Source organism: Pseudomonas sp. BAY1663 (assembly GCF_000582595.1).
GTDB lineage: Bacteria > Pseudomonadota > Gammaproteobacteria > Pseudomonadales > Pseudomonadaceae > Stutzerimonas > Stutzerimonas stutzeri_AF.
On the sequence record NZ_AZSV01000090.1, the window covers coordinates 1 to 17,292 of the forward strand.

Annotated in this window: 13 protein-coding genes and 2 pseudogenes; 3 read left to right on the forward strand and 12 right to left on the reverse strand. The window is 66.5% G+C overall.

What is annotated here, in order from left to right; all coding sequences use genetic code 11:
• Positions 1–166: 166 nt before the first annotated feature.
• The 11 genes and pseudogenes from BAY1663_RS19045 to BAY1663_RS19095 form a co-directional block, all read right to left on the reverse strand.
• Entirely contained in the window at positions 167–1,537 is a 1,371-nt protein-coding gene (locus tag BAY1663_RS19045; RefSeq protein ID WP_037043815.1) for an ABC transporter substrate-binding protein, read from the reverse strand.
• A 478-nt stretch (positions 1,538–2,015) separates the two neighbouring features.
• On the reverse strand, positions 2,016–3,284 hold the full coding sequence (locus tag BAY1663_RS19050; protein WP_037043818.1) for a carbohydrate porin: 1,269 nt from the start codon (positions 3,282–3,284) through the stop codon (positions 2,016–2,018).
• A 60-nt stretch (positions 3,285–3,344) separates the two neighbouring features.
• Positions 3,345–3,896: a VOC family protein gene (locus BAY1663_RS19055; RefSeq protein WP_037043820.1), complete on the reverse strand. Its 552-nt coding sequence runs from the start codon at positions 3,894–3,896 to the stop codon at positions 3,345–3,347.
• A 52-nt stretch (positions 3,897–3,948) separates the two neighbouring features.
• On the reverse strand, positions 3,949–4,704 hold the full coding sequence (locus BAY1663_RS19060) for a lipoate--protein ligase (protein ID WP_037043823.1): 756 nt from the start codon (positions 4,702–4,704) through the stop codon (positions 3,949–3,951).
• Positions 4,701–5,405: a 2-oxo acid dehydrogenase subunit E2 gene (locus tag BAY1663_RS19065; RefSeq protein WP_037043826.1), complete on the reverse strand. Its 705-nt coding sequence runs from the start codon at positions 5,403–5,405 to the stop codon at positions 4,701–4,703. Before BAY1663_RS19065 ends, BAY1663_RS19060 begins: the two co-directional genes overlap by 4 nt.
• Before the next feature lie 2 nt (positions 5,406–5,407).
• Positions 5,408–5,647 carry a lipoyl domain-containing protein gene (locus BAY1663_RS19070; protein ID WP_037043829.1) on the reverse strand — a complete coding sequence of 80 codons (240 nt, stop codon included), beginning with the start codon at positions 5,645–5,647 and terminating at the stop codon, positions 5,408–5,410.
• Between the two features lie 4 nt (positions 5,648–5,651).
• Complete coding sequence (locus BAY1663_RS19075; RefSeq protein ID WP_128576396.1) at positions 5,652–6,674, reverse strand: alpha-ketoacid dehydrogenase subunit beta; 1,023 nt, start codon at positions 6,672–6,674, stop codon at positions 5,652–5,654.
• Positions 6,675–6,687: 13 nt separating this feature from the next.
• On the reverse strand, positions 6,688–7,758 hold the full coding sequence (locus BAY1663_RS19080) for a 2,3-butanediol dehydrogenase (RefSeq protein WP_037043847.1): 1,071 nt from the start codon (positions 7,756–7,758) through the stop codon (positions 6,688–6,690).
• Between the two features lie 247 nt (positions 7,759–8,005).
• Positions 8,006–8,993, reverse strand: a pseudogene (locus BAY1663_RS26065) (thiamine pyrophosphate-dependent dehydrogenase E1 component subunit alpha).
• Between the two features lie 23 nt (positions 8,994–9,016).
• Positions 9,017–10,594 carry a GMC family oxidoreductase gene (locus BAY1663_RS19090; protein WP_037043835.1) on the reverse strand — a complete coding sequence of 526 codons (1,578 nt, stop codon included), beginning with the start codon at positions 10,592–10,594 and terminating at the stop codon, positions 9,017–9,019.
• A 55-nt stretch (positions 10,595–10,649) separates the two neighbouring features.
• The gene (locus BAY1663_RS19095; protein WP_037043838.1) at positions 10,650–11,153 is read right to left on the reverse strand and encodes a gluconate 2-dehydrogenase subunit 3 family protein; all 504 of its coding nucleotides are present in this window, start codon (positions 11,151–11,153) and stop codon (positions 10,650–10,652) included.
• A gap of 408 nt (positions 11,154–11,561) precedes the next feature.
• Between BAY1663_RS19095 and BAY1663_RS26070 the strand changes: the two are divergent.
• A pseudogene (locus BAY1663_RS26070) lies at positions 11,562–13,495 on the forward strand (sigma-54-dependent Fis family transcriptional regulator).
• Positions 13,496–13,508: 13 nt separating this feature from the next.
• Here the strand turns inward: BAY1663_RS26070 and BAY1663_RS19105 are convergent.
• Positions 13,509–15,044, reverse strand: coding sequence for a sialate O-acetylesterase (locus BAY1663_RS19105; protein WP_037043842.1), 1,536 nt, complete (start codon positions 15,042–15,044; stop codon positions 13,509–13,511).
• 241 nt (positions 15,045–15,285) lie between these two features.
• On the opposite strand from BAY1663_RS19105, the gene BAY1663_RS19110 reads away from it, so the two are divergent.
• Both BAY1663_RS19110 and BAY1663_RS19115 read left to right on the forward strand, forming a co-directional pair.
• On the forward strand, positions 15,286–16,458 hold the full coding sequence (locus BAY1663_RS19110) for an isochorismate synthase MenF (protein WP_177325827.1): 1,173 nt from the start codon (positions 15,286–15,288) through the stop codon (positions 16,456–16,458).
• The coding region (locus tag BAY1663_RS19115) for an AMP-binding protein (RefSeq protein WP_037043845.1) at positions 16,455–17,292 on the forward strand (838 nt) is incomplete at its 3' end. The genes BAY1663_RS19110 and BAY1663_RS19115, both read left to right, overlap by 4 nt.

The following is a 17,292-nucleotide window of genomic DNA, read 5'->3' on the forward strand; positions in this document are numbered from 1 at the left end:
CGGAGGTGGCGGCAACCGGCGCTGGCTGGGCGCCGGCGCAGCGGTCAGCAGCGGCCGGTCGGCTTCTGGCGTTGCCGGTTCGCTATCGAACAGGGGGGTCGGTTTGACGCTCATGCGGTCACTCCTCGGCTTGAGGCGGGGCCCGTGGCACGGGCCGCGCAGGGGCTCAGTCCAGCATCGCCACGGGTGCAGCGCTCAGCAGGGCGCTGCCGCCGTGCTGGGCGATGTGCTGCTCCGAGTCGCTTTTCTTCATGAATGCCAACACCTCGCCGCTGGCGTCCTTGACCAGGTAGGCCGCCTTGCCGAACAGCTTCAGGCCGGTGAGGTTGTCGTAGACGTAGGTGGCGTTGATGGCTTTGCCGGACGCCTTGGCGTCGGCTTCGGCGGCGAGCATGGCGGCGGTGCTGTCGTAGGCGACGATGCCCTGCTCCTGGAACCAGATCTCCGCCGGTTTGCGTCCTGGCGCGCGGGCGACCGGGCTGACCACGCTGGCGACCGCGGCGGCGTAGTCCAGGCCCATGTCGGCGTAGGCCTTCTTCAGGTAGCTGTCGTCGATCCAGGCGGCGAAATCCAGATCGGGGATCTGCATTTCCTGCTGCAGCAGGGCGTGGTCGTATTTCATCGCCTCGACCCACTGCGGCTTGATGCTCGCCTCCATGGTCGAAATGCCGCCCTGGCTGAAGTAGAGATAGAGCACCTCCTTCTCCACGCCGGTCCATTCGGCCACCTTTTCCGCGGCGCGCCGTGGGTCTTCGCTAATCCATTGCTGCGCGGCCAGGGTGGCCTTGAGCACGCCCTCGACCACCTCGGGGTACTGTTTGGCGAAGTCGTCGCGCACCACGATGCCGTGGAAGGTGGGGATGCCGGCCTCGCTGCCGTCGTAGATCTTCCGCGCGGTGCCGCGGAATTCCATGATCTCGGACCAGGGGCAGAAGTCGGCATGCGCGTCGATCTTGCCGGCGGCAATGTTCGCCGCGCCCACCGGTGGGCTCTGGTTGACCAGCGTCACCTTGTCGGACAGCCCGGCGTCGCGCAGCACCTTCAGCGTCATGCCCCAGGCCGCACTGCCGACCGGCGTTGAGAGGCTCTTGCCAGCGAGGTCGGCAAGCGACTGCACGGGTGAGTTCTTGGGCACCACGATGCCGTTGCCGGTGCCCTTGAGGTTGTAGCCGGTCACCGCGATGAAGCGCGTCTGCTGCTTGCCGGTGGCCTGGAACTTGGCGCCATTGACGATCAGCGGGTAATCGCCCATGACACCGAAGTCGAGCTTGCCGGCGAGCATCTGGTTGGTGATTGGCGGGCCGGAATCGTAGTCGCGAAACTCGATCCGGTAGTCGGCGTCCGCGTACTTGCCGGTTCGCGGCAGGTGCTTGTTCAGCAGGTCGAGTTTCTCCAGCACGATGCCGCCGGAAACGGTGTTGGTGACCATGCTCTGATGGCCGATTCCGATGTGGATGGTTTCCGCTGCCAGCGGGCCGCTGAACAGCAGGACGGATCCGAGTAACGAGGTCGCAAGCAGGCTATTCCGGTTGTCCATTTGTCTTCACCTTGGCGGTTGAGCAACTTGTACTAACAGGGCATGACGCCTGCTTTTGAAGGTGCACCGGCTGTGCCAGAACGCCGCGGATCGGGACTATGTTCCTGTTTTGAGGATGGATTTCGGCCTGCGACTGACCGCTCGATCAGGCGGCTGCCCAGCGCTATGGCGCCCGCCGATGGTGCGCACCGGGCCAAGCCGTCCCAACGCGGCGCAGCCAGCGATGCCGCGGTTAGAACAACTGGAACAGGTCAGTGAAGGGAAGCGACCCGCCCTCCAGTTTCAAATTGCTTGCGGTTGATCCCTATGCCAGCTGGTCTTGCTGCGGGCGATCGGGACAATCGCTCACGTACAGCGGCAGCACGCTGATTTGACAGACCCGCGGCGGTACGCACAGGTGAGGGTGGGGAGCTTTGAGGGATTGAGCGAAGCGCAAGCGGCGACCGGCTTTTCGCGCGGTCGCCGCTTCATGCGCTGGTCAGAAGCTGACCCCCGTCTTCAGTCCGACGACCACCACGTCCTTGTCTTCGTCGAAGCCGCCTGGTCGGTGGAAGTACTGGATGTTCGGCGTCAGCGAGAGGGCGGGTGTCAGCGCCACGCGGTAATACAGCTCGGCCGGGTATTCCACGTTGGGCACCGGGTCGCCTTGTTCGCGCAGGCGACGGCGGGCATCGTCGTTGATTTCCAGGCGCCCGAGGCCCAGGCCTAGCTCGTCGTTCGGGCGCGAGGCGAATGGCGCGGAGAGCATGCCGCCAACCTGCCAGACCCGCTCGATATAGGTCACGTCCGGGTCGGACTGGATGAAGTTGGCGAACAGCTTCAACCGTCGCGCTGGCACCGCGGCGCTCTGCCAGACTTGCTGCTCGGCCATCAGGTAGCCGCCCGTGGCCTGGTCGTGCTCGGCAGCTGATGCGCCGGAAAGCGATAGGGGCAGGCCCGAGCTGTCGCGGTACAAGTCCTCGAAGTCGCCGGTATTGCGCCACAGGCCCAGCCGATAGGCGCCGGGCTGGCCGGCAAGGGTCGGCGTCCAGCCCAGCTCGGCGACCGCGTGGTAACCGGTGGTGCCCGACGGGCTGCCGAAGTTCAGGCGCTGGCTGCGCTCGGTGAAGCGCGGATTGACCTGATAGATCGCGGTTTGCAGCGACCAGGCTTCGTCTAGCTGGTAGCGGGCGGTGGCGCCCCACTGGCTGATCGGCCAGGTATACCAGTTCGATGTGATGTAGCCGGGCACCGTGCCGCAGAAGCCGAGGTTCTGGAACGGGCAGGCGAAGGGGTAGATGTCCCCGCTCATGGGCAGCCGGCCGAGCTTGACCAGCAGGCGGTCGTCCAGCAGCGCCTGCTGGTAGTAGAACTGCACCAGGCGGGTGGCGCTGCCGTAACCATAGATTTCCTGCGGTTGCAGCAGCACGCCCAGATCGGCTTCGGCGTTGAGGTTCTCGCCGTTGCGGTTGATCACCGTGAAATGCAGGCCGGCGCCGGACCAGCCCAGCAGGCGATCCAGATCGAGCACGGCGTCGAACATCAGCTGGTCGGCATAGGTGCCGGTATGCTCATCGCCACCTTGGGTATTCCAGGCCAGCTCGTTGACGTAGGTGATCTGCAAATCGACCCCGGCCTCGTGCAGGCGGGTGCGGGCGCCGTTCCAGTCGCCGAAGAGGTGCTGGTCCGGCGAGTAGTCGGACGCGTGGGCAGAAGTGAACAGGCAGGCGGCGAGAAGGCCGCTGCCGCAGCGCAGTCTTTTTGTCATTGTTTTTTGATCCTTGAATGGAACGCGGAAACGGCCGGCCCTGGCGAGCCGGCGCGGCGCTTAGCGGGCAGGGAAGCGCGGATCCCAGAGCAGGCGTTCGCGGCCCTGTTCGTAGGCCATGCCGTCGGGGAAGCTGACCAGCTCCAGCTGCAAGCCCCAGGGCGCGAGGAAGTACACCCAGGTCAGGCCCTTGCCAGGCCCCTCGGTGAAGGTCGATGGCTCGCCGAGCACGCGGATGCCGCGTTCCCTGAGGAAGGCCACCGCGGCGTCCATGTCGTCCACGTAGAACGCCAGGTGGTGGCCGCCGATGTCGCTGTTCTTCGGTGGCGTGCCGGCCTGGTCCGGTGCGGCGTACTCGAACACTTCCAGGTTCGTCCCGTTGCCGCAGCGCAGCATCTGGAAATTCCTGATGACGGCGCGCGGATGGACATTGAGGTGTTCGTGCATCCAGTCGTCATCGAAGGCGAAGGTGCCGAGTTCGAAGAACGGCTCGCAGCCGAGCACCTCGCAGAAGAAGCTCACCGCCTCATCGAGATTGGGCACGGTCAGGCCGAAGTGCTGGATGCCGCGCTGGCCGGGCAGGCTGCGTGGGGCGGATATGGATGGGGGCATGGGTGTTTCCTCCGAGCATGGCTGGGCCGACGGCCCGCCGTATTGTTGTTGTTCAAAGCAAGGGGGAGAGCTGCCCGGCGCCCGTGCTGCGCAATGGGTGGGCGTCGAGTTCCAGGCCCTGCCAGGCCAGGACGCGTTGATAACGCTCGGCCAGTGACTCGGCCGCGCTCCAGGCGCCTGGTAGCCGCTCGCCGAGGGGCAGATGGCTGTCGGCCCGGCAGCGCAGGTCGCTGGCGCAGGCGTGATAGAAGCGGTTGACGACCTGGGCCATCGATTCGCGGCAGTCGTCCATCAGCAGAGCCGCATGGGCCAGCACTGCCGGTCGGCCGTCATGGCTGCGCCGCCAGCGTTGCGCGGTGCCGGCCAGCTTGCGGCCCTCCAGGGTGAGGTTGTAGCGGCCGTCGCAGAAGGCACCCGGAACCGCACCCACACCGGCCTTGAGGCCGTTCTCCGCCAGCCACAGTGCCAGGGGTTCGAGCAACCGTTCATAGGCGGTGTCGATACGGTTGCCGGCTTCGTCGCCAGCCGGCAGCGCATAGGCCAGGGCGATATTGAGCACAGCCGGCGACTGCGGCACTGGCTCGCCGCCGGTGTCTCGCAGCAGGATCTGCCAGCCCTGCGCCGCGCAGCGTTGGCTGGCCAGGGCGAAACCGGGGCGGCGTTCGAAGCTGCCGGGCATCACCAGCGCCTGGCCGGTCGGGCGCCAGAGCAGCAGCTGGCAATCGAACAGGCCATCGCAGACGCGTTGCAGCAGGGCACGTTCGGCATTCAGGCCGGCCGCTACACTGAAGCGGGCGATGCCGTTCATGCCGCATCCTCCTCGATGCGCCGGCACAGGTCGTCGAGGAAGTTCGCTGCCGGCGCGCCGTTCACTGCGCGATGGTCGAAGGTCAGCGACAGGCCCAGCCATTCGACCTCCACCAGCGCACCGCTCGCGCTCAGTTCCAGCCGACGTTGCACGCCGCCGATGCCGAGGATGGCCACCTGCGGCGGGTTGAGCACCGGGGTGAAGTGGTGCACCCGCGACAACCCCAGGTTGGACACGGTGAAAGTGGCGCCGGTCAGCTCCTTGACCGACAGCTTGCTGGCCAAGGCCTTTTCCACCAACGCCTTGCGCGCCTGGCACAGCTCTTCGCCGTCCAGCTGTTCGGCGTTGAACAGCGCCGGTGCCACCAGCAGGTCGCCGGGCAGGGGGATGGCCAGGCCGAGATGCACCGCCGCATGGTGGTGGATTACCTCGTCGGCCAGGGTGGCGTTCAGGCCAGGATGCGCCTTGAGCGTTTCGATCACCTTGAGCAGCACGAGGTCCTGCACCGACACCGCACTGCCAGCCGCCTTGAGTTCGGCGCGGCGGGCCTTGAGCGCATCCAGCCGGCATTCGGCGTGGTGGGTCAGCTGGGCGGTGGTCTGCAGGCTCTCGAGCATCTTCGCCGCGATCATCTTGCGCATGCCCTTGAGTGGCACCCGCTCGGGGGGCAGTGCGCCGGACAGATTCTCCAGTTGCGTCATGGCTATTCCACCTGGGCGATGACTGCGCCCTTGGCGATCACCACGTCTTCGTCTTCGAGGATCTTCAGCACGCCGGCCACCGGCGCTTCGATCTCGAACTGGGCCTTTTCCGACATGATCTCGGCGACCAGGTCACCGGCGGCGACTTCGGCGCCGTCGCTCACCAGCCAGGAGGTGATCACCGCTTCGGCGTCACCTTCCCAGAGGTCGTCTGCGATCACGATGGGGGTTGGGTTACTCATGGGGTCATTCCTTGTTCAGGGCGTGATAGGCGGCCACGATCTTGTCCGCATTGGGCAGCGCCCATTGCTCCATGACCGGGGTGAAGGGGATGGGAATGTCGGGGAAGGCCACCCGTTGCGGGCGTGCCTTGAGCATGCCGATGTCGTGCTCGACGACGCTGGCGATGATTTCGCCGCTGACGCCGAAGCTGTGATAGTCCTCGTCGATCACGATCAGTCGGCCGGTCTTGCGCACCGAGGCGATGACGTGTTCGCGGTCCAGCGGCACCAGGCTGCGCAGGTCGATGACCTCCGCGCTGACGCCATCCTTTTCCAGCAGCGTGGCGGCGCGCAGGGCGTGATGCACCCCGGCGCCGAGGCTGACCAGGCTGACGTCGCGGCCCTCGCGCACGGTTTTGGCCTTGCCGATCTCGACGATGTAGGGCTCCTCCGGCACCGGCACCGTGGCGCCTTTCTCGGTGCCCAGCCAGCCCATGCCCTGCAGCGCCTTGTGGAAGAGGTAGACCACCGGGTTGTCATCGCGGATGGCCGCGGTCATCAGGCCCTTGGCGTCGTAGGCGTTGCTCGGCACGACGACTTTCATGCCCGGCAGGTGGGCGAAGGTGCCGTAGAGGCACTGCGAATGCTGGGCGGCGTCCGAGTAGCCGGCGCCGGTGGAGGCCATCAGCACCATGGGCACCGGGACCTTGCCGCCGGAGAAGTAGGTGTTCTTGGCCATCAGGTTGTAGATGGCGTCCATGCAGACGCCGAAGAAGTCGACGAACATCAGCTCGACGATCGGCCGCATGCCGTCCGACGCAGCGCCCACCGCGGCACCGATGAAGGCCGTTTCGGAGATCGGCGTGTCGCGGATGCGCGTCTTGCCGAACTCTTCATAAAGGCCACGGGTATTGCCGAACACACCGCCGAGCTGGCCGATGTCCTCGCCCATCACGAACACCTTCGGGTCCAGGCGCATCTCCTGCGCCACGGCTTCGGCCATGGCGCGGGCGACGGTGAGTTTTCTTTCCTTTACTGCTGTGGTCATGGTGGTCTCCTGCTCAGCCGGCCAGCGCGCTGGGGCTGACGATGATCTTGACGTTGCGGTCCTTGTGATTGGCCAGCTCCTCGAAGCCCTGCTCGAGGATGTTGTCCAGGCCGATGCGGCCGGTGATCAGCGGGGTCACGTCCATGCGCCCGTCGGCGATCAGGGCGATGACGTCGGCGAACTCCCCCGCATAGGCGAGCGAGCCGATCACCTGTTTCTCGGTGGCGACGATCTCGAAGAAGTTGAATTCCGAGGGCTCCTCGAAGATGCCCACCATCACGCAGCGACCGGCCTTGCGGATCACGTCGAGGGCGAGCTTGGCGGTGGCCTTGTGGCCGATGCACTCGAAGGAGGTGTCGGCGCCGTAGCCGCCGGTGAGCGCCTTGATCTCGGCGATGGCGTCGCACTCGCTGGGGTCGATGACCCGCGTGGCGCCGACTTCCAGCGCCTTGGCCTTGCGCGCCGCGGACATCTCTAGGGCGATCACCTGACCGGCGCCAGCGGCCTTGGCGCACATGATGGTGCACAGGCCGATGGTGCCGGCACCGACCACCACCACCGTTTCGCCCAGCAGGCTGCCGGCCTTCTTCATCGCGTGCATGCCGACCGCCAGTGGTTCGATCAGCGCGCCGGCCTCCAGAGGAAAGCCTTCGGGCAGGCGGTAGAGCAGCTCGGCGGGTACGTTGACGAACTCGGCGAAAGCGCCGTTGTTCATCAGGCCGGTGAAGGCCAGTTGCTCGCAGAGGTTGTACTGGCCGGTCTTGCAGAAGCGGCACTGGCCGCAGTGCTGGCAGGCATCGGCGGCAACCTTGTCGCCTGGGGCGTAGCCCTCGACGCCGTCACCCGTGGCGACGATCTCGCCGCAGAACTCGTGGCCGAGGATGCACTGGCCCTTGATGCCGGTGAGCGGGTGCGGCGCATCCACCGGGATGAACACGGGGCCGGCGAGGTATTCGTGCAGGTCGGAACCGCAGATGCCGCACCAGTGCACGCGGATCTGCACCCAGCCCGGTTGCGGCGTTGTGGGCAGCGGCACCTGTTCCAGGCGGATGTCCTTGCGACCGTGCCAGACGGCGGCGGTCATGGTGGCTTGGCTGTTCATCGGGTGTTCCTCTTGTCGTTGTTCTGCATCGTTCGGGCGCTCGGTCCTAGCTTTGGGCAGGCCTGCGGCCTGCATCGCCGCGAGGCGCGCCTCCTACACCAGCGGCCGGTGCGGGCTCTGGCTTCTGTGGGAGGGCCGCCCTCGGCGCGAGCTTTTGACGCTTTGGGGCCGGGCCAGCAGGCGCACCCCCAAAAGCCGTGCTCTAGAGCCGCGGTGAAGTCCCGCGGGCTCACACGAACACCTTCTCCATCGCCTCTTCGGGACTCGGATAGGGGCTTTGCCGGGCGAACTCGATTGCCTCGTCGATGCGGCCGCGTGCTCGGGCCTCGATTTCCTCGGCCTGTGCCTCGCTCATCACGCCTTCGTCGATCAGGCGCTGGCGGTAGCCGGGAATCGGGTCCTTTTTCATCAGGCCGTCCTTCTCGCCCTCGGGGCGGTAGGTTTCGCCATCGCCCATGAAGTGGCCGGCCAGGCGGTAGGTCTCGATCTCGATGAGGGTCGGGCCGCCACCGGCACGGGCGCGTTCGATGGCTTCGCCGGCCGCGCGGAACACGCCGTCCGGGTCGTTGTTCTCGACGAACACACCGGGCATTCCGTAGGCCGCGGCGCGCACGTGGTGCTGCTTGATGCAGGTGGCGCTGGCCTTGGCCACCGAGATGCCCCAGGCGTTGTCCTCGATGACGAACACCACCGGCAGCTTCCACAGCGCGGCGAGGTTCAGCGTTTCGTGGAAGGCGCCTGGTTGGCCGCACCCTCGCCGATGAAGGACACGGCCACGCCGGGCTTGCCCTGCATCTGCCGCGACAATGCGGCGCCGACGGCCGGCCCCATGCCTTCGGCGATGATCCCCGAGCAGGAGAAATTCACCCGGCCATCGAACAGGTGCATATGGCCGCCGCGCCCGCCGGAAAGCCCGGTGGCCTTGCCGAAGATCTCGGCCATCATCTCGTTGAGGTCGACGCCCTTGGCCACGGCGATGTGGTGCGGGCGGTGGGTGGCGGTGACGATGTCACCGGCCTCGAGGTGCGCACAGACGCCTACCGCGCAGGGCTCCTGGCCGTTGGAGAGGTGCATCTCGCCGGGAATCGGCCCTTGGCCATGTTGAACACCGGCGTCTTGCCTTCCATGTAGATGCGCTCGATGGATTCCTCCATGTAGCGGCTGGTCAGCATCTGCTCGTACATCCACAGGCGCTGCGAGTTGTTGGGCTGGGTCATGGTCGACTCCCTTGTAGTGGTGGTCAGATCGCGCGTTCGTTGAGCAGCCGGCCGATCTGCTCGGCCTGGCGCAGGGCCAGCGCGACGATGGTGAGGGTGGGGTTCTGGCCGCCGCTGGTGGTGAACTGGCTGCCGTCGGAAACGAACAGGTTGGGGATGTCGTGGCTCTGGCCCCACTTGTTCACCACGCCGTCACGGGCCTTGGCGCTCATGCGGTTGGTTCCCATGTTGTGGCTGGCCGGGTAGGGCGGCAGCTCGATCACGTCGGTGGCGCCGGCGGCCTCGTAGCACTTGGCGGTGGCGGCGACGCCGTGCTTGCGCATGGCGGCATCCATGGGGTGATCGCTCTTGGTCACCACCGGGATCGGCAGGCCGTACTGGTCCTTCTCGTTGGCGTGCAGGGTGATGCGGTTGCTTTCCAGCGGCAGGTCTTCGCCGCACAGCCAGACGCCGGACATGTGGTTGTACTTTTCCATCCGCGAGGCGAACTGGCGGCCCCAGCCCTTGGGCGTCGGGTCAAGGAAGGCGGACAGGAACGGCAGGCCGAGGGCGAGGATTTCCAGGCGGTAACCGCCGACGAAACCGCGCGACGGATCGTTGTACGACTCGTCGGAGATGACCCCGGCGCAGGTGGTGCCGCGGTGCATGTTCACCGGCTTGGGCATCACCGCGAAGATGCCGGCGGTGGTGTGGGTCATGTAGTTCCTGCCGACCTGGCCGGAGGAGTTGGCCAGCCCGTCGGGGAACATCGAGGAAGCGGAGTTGAGCAGCAGGCGCGGCGACTCGATGGAGTTGCCCGCCACGCAGACCACCCGGGCCTTCTGCCGCTGGATGGTACCCTGGGCGTCGGCGTAGACCACGCCGTTCACCTTGCCCTTGGCGTCGTGTTCGATGCGCAGCACCATCGACTGCGGCCGCACCTCGCAATAGCCACTGGCTTCGGCGCGGGGAATGTCGGTGTAGAGCGTCGACCACTTCGCGCCCATCTTGCAGCCCTGCATGCAGAAGCCGATCTGCTGGCAGGCGGCGCGGTCGTCGTAGGGCTCGGTGTTGATGCCCATCGGCCCGGAGAGGATCTCCTTGTAGCCGACCCGCTTGGCACCGGTGGCCAGCACCTTGAAGGAGTTGTGCCAGGGGTGATAGGCCATGCCGGTACTGGGGCCGGTCACGCCCATGTGCTTCTCGGCCTTCTCGTACCAGGGCGCTATTTCTTCCAGGGTCACCGGCCAGTCCAGCAGGTTGGCTCCGGCGATGTCGCCGTTGATGCTCCGCATCCTGAATTCGAAATCACGAAAGCGCAGGGCGATGCCGGCCCAGTGCACGGTGCTGCCGCCGACGCCCTTGACGATCCAGGCCGGCAGGTTGGGGTTGTTTTCGGCCAGGTGCCAGTCGCCGGCGGCGATGCGTTTGTCGAGCCAGGAGATCTTCTTGAACATCGCCCACTCGTCGTTCTCGATGTCCTCCAGCGTGTGCCGCTTGCCCGCCTCGAGCACCACGCTGCGAATCTTCTGTTTGGCCAGCGCGTTGGCCAGCGTGCCGCCGCCAGCGCCGGAGCCGATGATCACTACGACGCCATCGTCGTCCTGGGCGAAAGTTGCCATGGGGTATCCCTCATCTTGTTCTTGTTGTGGAGTCGGCGCCGCGAGGCGCCCCGGCTCAGAGCCAGTTGAGATCGTCGAAGCCGCGGTTGACGTAGCCGCCGTATTGCCACGACGAGCCCTCGTAGCCGAACAGTGGGAACAGCGCCTTGTTGTCGTACAGGCCGAACATCAGGTTGCTGCGCACGGCCTTGAAGAACGGCGTGCGCTCGACCTCGGTAAGCAGGGCGACGCGCTGCGCTTCGTCGAGCATCTCGAACGGGCGGTCGTGAGCCTTGAGCGCGCGCCGGTCGAGGTTATCGAGGCCAGCGGCGACCAGCTTCGGCTGCTCCTTGACCAGCTCGGCCAGCGGGCGGGCGTAGTGCGCGTCGTCGATGAAGTCGTGGGGAAACACGTCGCGGCCCATGCGCAGCAGCCCGGTGGGCAGCTCCGGCAGGGCCTCGTCGGCCAGCAGGCGCACGGGAATCAGTTGTGCCAGGCTGAAGGCGAGGGCGGACTGGCCGGTCAGGGATAGAAAGCGTCGGCGACTGAGGGCGCCTTTATGGCAGGCTGGATCTTGCATGGCTCAGCTCCTGATTTATTGCCGGAGCCTGAGAAAAGTGCAGGCGCCTGGCGTTCTTGTTATGCGGGGGCTTGTTCCGCAAGAGTGCAGGAGCAGGGCGCGTGCCAACTTTTATAATGTTTTTTCGTTTTGGTAACTGATTGATTTAAAAGAATTTAAATGTCTATGAGCACGATTCTGTAATCGAGGTGTAAAACGCGCCGAACTTTACACCTGTAACGTCGCTGTAAAGCACTTTACAACTTGGTTGCCTCTTTTAAGGGGTGCCATGTTCCAAAGTTGAACTTCCCAGCCGGGTGCATTGGTTTATGCTGCTGGCAGTTGCAATGGGTCGAAGACAACGGACCATCAATAAGAAGAATCACCCAGGTCTCCGGGCGCCTGCGTGCCGGGGATCGAGGAGGAAGCATGACGCTGCTCGCCACGCCTGCCAGTCATATCGAGGCCGTGCTGTCGCTGGCCAACGCACCGCAGCAAAGCGGTGACCGCGATCCGATCATCGCCCGTTCCTGGCGCCGCTGCGTGCATGACTACGGACTCGACCCGGCGCGCCCCGCCGAGGCCCGCTTCGTGCCGCGCCAGGTGCTGCGCGAACATCAGGACCAGGCCGATGAGCTGATCGCCGTCGCCCGCGCTGGGGTGGAGCAGCTGTATCGCCACGTCGCCGAACTCGGCTACATCATCCTGCTCACCGACAACCGCGGCATCGCCGTGCAGTTTCTCGGTGACCCGGCCGATGAGAAGGCGCACCGCAAGACCGGCCTCTACCTCGGTTCGGACTGGGGCGAGGACCACGCCGGCACCTGCGCAGTCGGCACCTGCATCAAGGAGCAGCAGGCGCTGACCTGCCACCAGCACGACCATTTCAGCGCCTGGCACACCAACCTCACCTGCACCGCAGTGCCGATGTTCAACCCGCAGGGGCAATTGCTGGCGGTGCTCGACATTTCCGCGCTGCACTCACCGCCGACCAAAGATTCGCAGACCTTTGCCCTGCAGCTGGTCAAGCAGTACGCACGGATGATCGAGGACGCCTACTTCCTGCGCCTGTACCGTGACCGGTCGATCCTCTGCTTCGATGCCTCGCGCGAGTTCGTGCTGATCAACCGCCACTATCTGCTGGCCCTGGGCGACGACGGCGAGCTGCTGGCCGGCAACACTGCCGCCCGCGGCCTGCTCGCCGAGCACGGCTGATGACGCCGGGGCCGTTCGGCAGCCTGACGCGGGCTCGCATCGATGAGTTCTTCGACTGCGAACTGGCGGACATCCTGAGTATTCCCTACGCCAGCCATGATCAGGTCCGCGCCTTCCGTACCCAGCTTCACAACCGGCTGTTCTTCGCCGCGCTGATGGAGCCACGCCGCGCCGCGCCGGCGCCGGTCGAGCGCACGGCGGCCATGCCGCGTTGCGCGCTCGACGAGTTGGCCGACGATGACCCGGCGATGCGCAAGATGCTCGCCCGCGCCCGCCGGTTGTGCAGCGAGCCGCTCAATGTGCTGCTCAACGGCGAGACCGGCACCGGCAAGGAACGCCTGGCCAAGGCGCTGCATGAAAGCGGCAGCCGACGCAGCCAGCCGTTCGTGGCAATCAACTGTGGGGCGATGCCCGAATCGCTGATCGAGAGCGAACTGTTCGGCTACGCCCCGGGCACCTTCACCGGGGCGCGCAGCAAGGGCATGCGCGGCCTGATCCAGCAGGCCGACGGCGGCACGCTGTTCCTCGACGAGATCGGTGACATGCCGCTGCACCTGCAGACCCGCCTGCTGCGTGTACTGGCCGAGCAGGAGGTGACGCCACTGGGCGCCGAGCGGCCGGTGAAGGTGGATATCCGCGTGATTGCGGCCAGCCACCGTGACCTGCGGCATATGGTCGAGAGCGGGGCGTTCCGCGAGGATCTGTTCTACCGCCTCAATGGCGCGTCGCTGAAGCTGCCGCCGTTACGTGAACGGGCGGACAAGGCGTTCCTGATCGACCGCGTCTTTGCCGAGTTGGCCGAGGGTCGACCGGGCAACCCGCACCTGCGTGGCGATGCCATAAGCGCGCTGCTGGCCTATCCCTGGCCGGGCAATATCCGCGAGCTGCGCAACGTGCTGCAGTACGCGCTGGCGACCTGCGAGGGGGACGAGATCACCGTGCAGGATCTGCCAGACGAATGCCTCCCGCGAATCCTCGTACGCGGCCGGCAAACCGAGGCGGAGCCGGAACCCGAGGCGGCTGTGGCATTGCGCGAGACGTTGCGTCGCCACCGCTGGAACGTCAGTGCCGCGGCGCGCGAACTCGGCGTGTCACGGCCGACGATGTACCGCCGCATGCGCCTGCTGGGGATCGAGGCGCCGATCTGAGTTCGAGCGCGCTTCAGTCCTGGTCGCGCCCGGCGGCCTGCTGGCCTCCAACCTCGATATCGAACGCGATGCTCCAGTTGTGCAGCGGGTAGGGCTTGTCCACCAGCGCCTCGATGTTCGCTTCCTTGGGCATGAGTTCGGGCAGGTATTCGTAGCTGGCGTCGGCGCGCATGGGGTCGCTGTCGCGTAGCTGGCCGGCACCGCCGACCTGGTAGCTGGCGTAGCTGATGCGCGGCTGGCCGCTCAGTTCGCGGCCGGCGCGCAGGCGGACGATGGTGTCGGCGGCGAGTTCCACCGCGGCGATGGGCACCTCGCCCTGGTCGTCGTAGAGCAGGAAACCCCTGTTCTTCACCTCGCTGGCTGTGTGCCCGAGGTAGGGTTTGTCGAAGGCCAGCGGCGGATGCGGGACGTGGAAGTCGATCAGCACGTCGCGGCCGTCCACGGTGGCCTGGCGCGGCGACAGCGGCTGCCAGTTCTTTCGTTCGATGACGACGTGGTGGTAGACCTTGCCGAGCATCTGGCCGAACCAGCGATAGCCGTTCGCCGACAGGTGCACGCCCTTGTCGACGTAGGGGTAGACCGGGCCGGCGAGGAACCAGTTCGGCTCTTCCCGGGCCAGTTCCCATTGCGCCATGCCGACGGCGAGTGAGCCGTCCTTCACCGAGGACTTGGCGTCGGTCTGGTAGCTGATGAAGGCCGGCATCTGCGGCTGCCCGGTGAGGGCTTGCGTATCCGCGTAGAGGTCATCGCGCAGCTGGCGCATCAGCTGTTTGTAGCGGGCCTTGTCGTTCACCCCGCCGTTGGTCTGCGAGTAGTCGTATTCGCCCTGCATCCAGAAGAAGGCGCTGACGGCGTAGCTGGCGTTCTCGGCGTCGGCAAGCGCCTTCGCCTGGTCCATGGCCTGCGTCACCCGGCGGTATTCGTGGGTGCCGCCGCTCTTCGACAACTGGGCGATCGAGCGGCCGGAGGTCGAGGCGTTGCTGGCGACGAACAGGTGCTCGGGATCGGTATCGCTGCCGTGCTGGTGCAGGTACAGGCGCCGGGCCATGTTCAGCGCGCCGACGTCCACCGATTCGCCTTCCTCCTGGGCGTGCGCGTCCAGCTGCGCGACCTTGTCCCGTTCGAGGATGACCTGCGCATCGTCCTTGCGCTGCACCACCGCCCGCAGAGGGGCGAAGGCGGCCTCGCCGACCGGCTTGAACGCGGCGCCGCTGTAGGTCGCCGAGCGAACCGCCTGGCCGAGCATGAGGTTGTCGTAGCGCGGCTGGCTGGACAACGCCGGCCAGCCTTCGGCCGCCGAGGCGAGCGACTGGCCGTAGGTGATGATGTGGTTGTACTTCGCCGTCGGCGCGGCCGACAGCCGGTTCGGCTCCGCCATCAGTTGTGCGCTCAGGCGCTTGTTCTGCGCGTCGCGCTCGGCGAGTGGGCCGTTCGTCGCGAAGGCGGGCAGGGCAGTGGTCGCCGCCAGCAGCGCGACGACTCCGCTGCGCAGGTATCCGCCACGTCGTGCAGGGCGCTTTCCTGCTCGGGGCAGGGTGCACGACGCCATTGATTTCTCGTCCCGTTTCGACCGCATTTCGGCTCCGTTTGCCACTTGCTGGAAGCCGTTTCGACGATGACCCGCTGTAGAAGTTCGGTACCTCGCGGCCTTCGGTGATGGCTATTTGACACTTCAATCGGCTGCGCAAATCGCCTCGAAATAATTTGACGCATCTACGGCGTCTGGCTACATTCGCTGCCTTGATTGCAAATGATAATAATTCTGATTAAGTTTACTAAAGGAGGTCGCGGTGAACGCATGGGCTCACGCTGTACCCTCTGGCTCCCATCGGGGCCGCATATTCGCTCCCAGTTTCCGTTTCTATTCGCCGTCGGGCGGAGTCGAGGCCAGCGGCTGTTTCGCCACGCTGGCGACGCCGGCCGAGGAAGATGGCCAGGCGCTCGAACGTAGCGTGCAGCGAGCCTTGGGCGAGGCGCGCGCGGCGGGGCTGGGCAATACCGCCGTGGTCGGTGTGATTCCCTTCGACAAGTGGCAGCCGTCGCAGCTGTTCGTACCGCGGCACCTGGCCTTCCTGCCGCCGGCATCGCCACCGACGTCGATCTGCGGCCTGCCTTGTGGCGCGGCGCGCAGTTGTATCGAGCAGCCGGGCCGCGATGGTTTTCGCCAAGCGGTCAACCAGGCGCTGGACCTGCTGCGCGCCGGCCGTATCGACAAGGCGGTGCTGTCGCGGCTGTTGCAGCTGGAGTTCGACGAGCCGCCATGCGCGCAGACGATCTTCCAGGGCCTGCGCCAGCAGAATCCCGAGGCCTATCACTTCGCCGTCGAGCTGCCCGATGACGGCGTGCTGATCGGCGCCAGCCCCGAATTGCTGCTGCGCAAGCGCGGCCGGGCGTTCGCCAGCAACCCGCTGGCCGGCTCGGCCAGGCGCTCCGACGATCCGCTGGCGGACGAGTGGGCGGCGCGAGGACTGCTGGATTCGGCCAAGGACCAGCATGAGCACCGCCTGGTCATCGAGGAGCTGGCCGGCCAGTTGCGCCCGCTGTGCCGCAGCCTGAGCGTCCCGCTGGCGCCGACGCTGCTCAAGACCGCCAGGCTCTGGCACCTGTCCACCCAGATCGAAGGCGAGCTGGAGGACGAGCTGTCCGCGCTGCGCCTGGCCTGCCGGCTGCACCCGACGCCGGCGCTGTGCGGCTTTCCCACCGCCGCGGCGAAGCAGGTGATCGCCGAGCTGGAACCGTTCGACCGTGGCGTGTTCGGCGGCATCGTCGGTTGGTGCGATGCCGCTGGCAACGGCGAGTGGGCGGTGGTGATCCGCTGCGGCATCATCCAGCAGACCCGCGTGCGCCTGTTCGCCGGCGCCGGCCTGGTCAGCGCCTCCTGCCCGGAAGCGGAGTGGCACGAGACCGGCACCAAGCTCGGCACCATGCTCGCTGCCTTCGGCCTCGACAAGGAGGCGGTGTGAGCCTGATTCCCTTCACCCGCTGGCCCGCTGCGTTCGCCGAGCGCTACCGGCAGGCCGGCTACTGGATCGGCGAGCCGCTCAGCCACATGCTCGCGGTCCAGGTCGAAACGCAGCCGGACGCCATCGCCGTGGTCTGTGGCGAGCGCCAGCTGAGCTACGCCGAGCTGGATGCGCTGTCCAGCAACCTCGCCCGGCGCCTGGCCAACCACGGCCTCGGCCAGGGCGACCGGGCGCTGGTGCAGCTGGGCAACCAGGCCGAGCTGTACATCGTCTTCTTCGCCCTGCTCAAGGCCGGGATCGCGCCGGTCAATGCGCTGTTCAGCCACAGCCGGCTGGAGCTGCACGCCTATGCCGAGCAGATCCGCCCGCGCCTGCTGATCGCCAGCCGCCTGCACCCGCTGTTCCAGAACGACGACCTGTTCCTCGCCGAGCTGCAGCACCGGGTACCGGAGCTCGACACGCCGTTGCTGCACGCCGATGGCCAGGCGCAGCGCAGCCTGGCGGCCTGGCTGCAGCCGGTCGCGGCCGAGCGCGATTTCGCGCCGACGCCGGCGGACGAGGTGGCCTTCTTCCAGCTCTCCGGCGGCAGCACCGGCACGCCGAAGCTGATACCGCGTACCCACGACGACTACTACTACAGCGTGCGCCGCAGCGTAGAGCTGTGCGGCTTCGACCGCGACACCCGCTACCTCTGCGCATTGCCGGCGGCGCATAACTTCCCGCTCAGCTCGCCCGGCGCGCTGGGCGTATTCGTCGCCGGCGGGCGCGTGGTGCTGGCGCCCGATCCGGGCCCGGCCAGCTGTTTCCCGCTGATTGCCGCGCAGCGGGTCGACG

Bases quoted from the DNA above. Each gene is read 5' to 3' on its own strand.
- BAY1663_RS19075 (WP_128576396.1), bottom strand. From the start codon at position 6,674: ATGACCACAGCAGTAAAGGAAAGAAAACTCACCGTCGCCCGCGCCATG.
- BAY1663_RS19080 (WP_037043847.1), bottom strand. From the start codon at position 7,758: ATGACCGCCGCCGTCTGGCACGGTCGCAAGGACATCCGCCTGGAACAG.
- BAY1663_RS19105 (WP_037043842.1), bottom strand. From the start codon at position 15,044: ATGGCGTCGTGCACCCTGCCCCGAGCAGGAAAGCGCCCTGCACGACGT.
- BAY1663_RS19095 (WP_037043838.1), bottom strand. From the start codon at position 11,153: ATGCAAGATCCAGCCTGCCATAAAGGCGCCCTCAGTCGCCGACGCTTT.
- BAY1663_RS19050 (WP_037043818.1), bottom strand. From the start codon at position 3,284: ATGACAAAAAGACTGCGCTGCGGCAGCGGCCTTCTCGCCGCCTGCCTG.
- BAY1663_RS19045 (WP_037043815.1), bottom strand. From the start codon at position 1,537: ATGGACAACCGGAATAGCCTGCTTGCGACCTCGTTACTCGGATCCGTC.
- BAY1663_RS19090 (WP_037043835.1), bottom strand. From the start codon at position 10,594: ATGGCAACTTTCGCCCAGGACGACGATGGCGTCGTAGTGATCATCGGC.
- BAY1663_RS19070 (WP_037043829.1), bottom strand. From the start codon at position 5,647: ATGAGTAACCCAACCCCCATCGTGATCGCAGACGACCTCTGGGAAGGT.
- BAY1663_RS19060 (WP_037043823.1), bottom strand. From the start codon at position 4,704: ATGAACGGCATCGCCCGCTTCAGTGTAGCGGCCGGCCTGAATGCCGAA.
- BAY1663_RS19055 (WP_037043820.1), bottom strand. From the start codon at position 3,896: ATGCCCCCATCCATATCCGCCCCACGCAGCCTGCCCGGCCAGCGCGGC.
- BAY1663_RS19065 (WP_037043826.1), bottom strand. From the start codon at position 5,405: ATGACGCAACTGGAGAATCTGTCCGGCGCACTGCCCCCCGAGCGGGTG.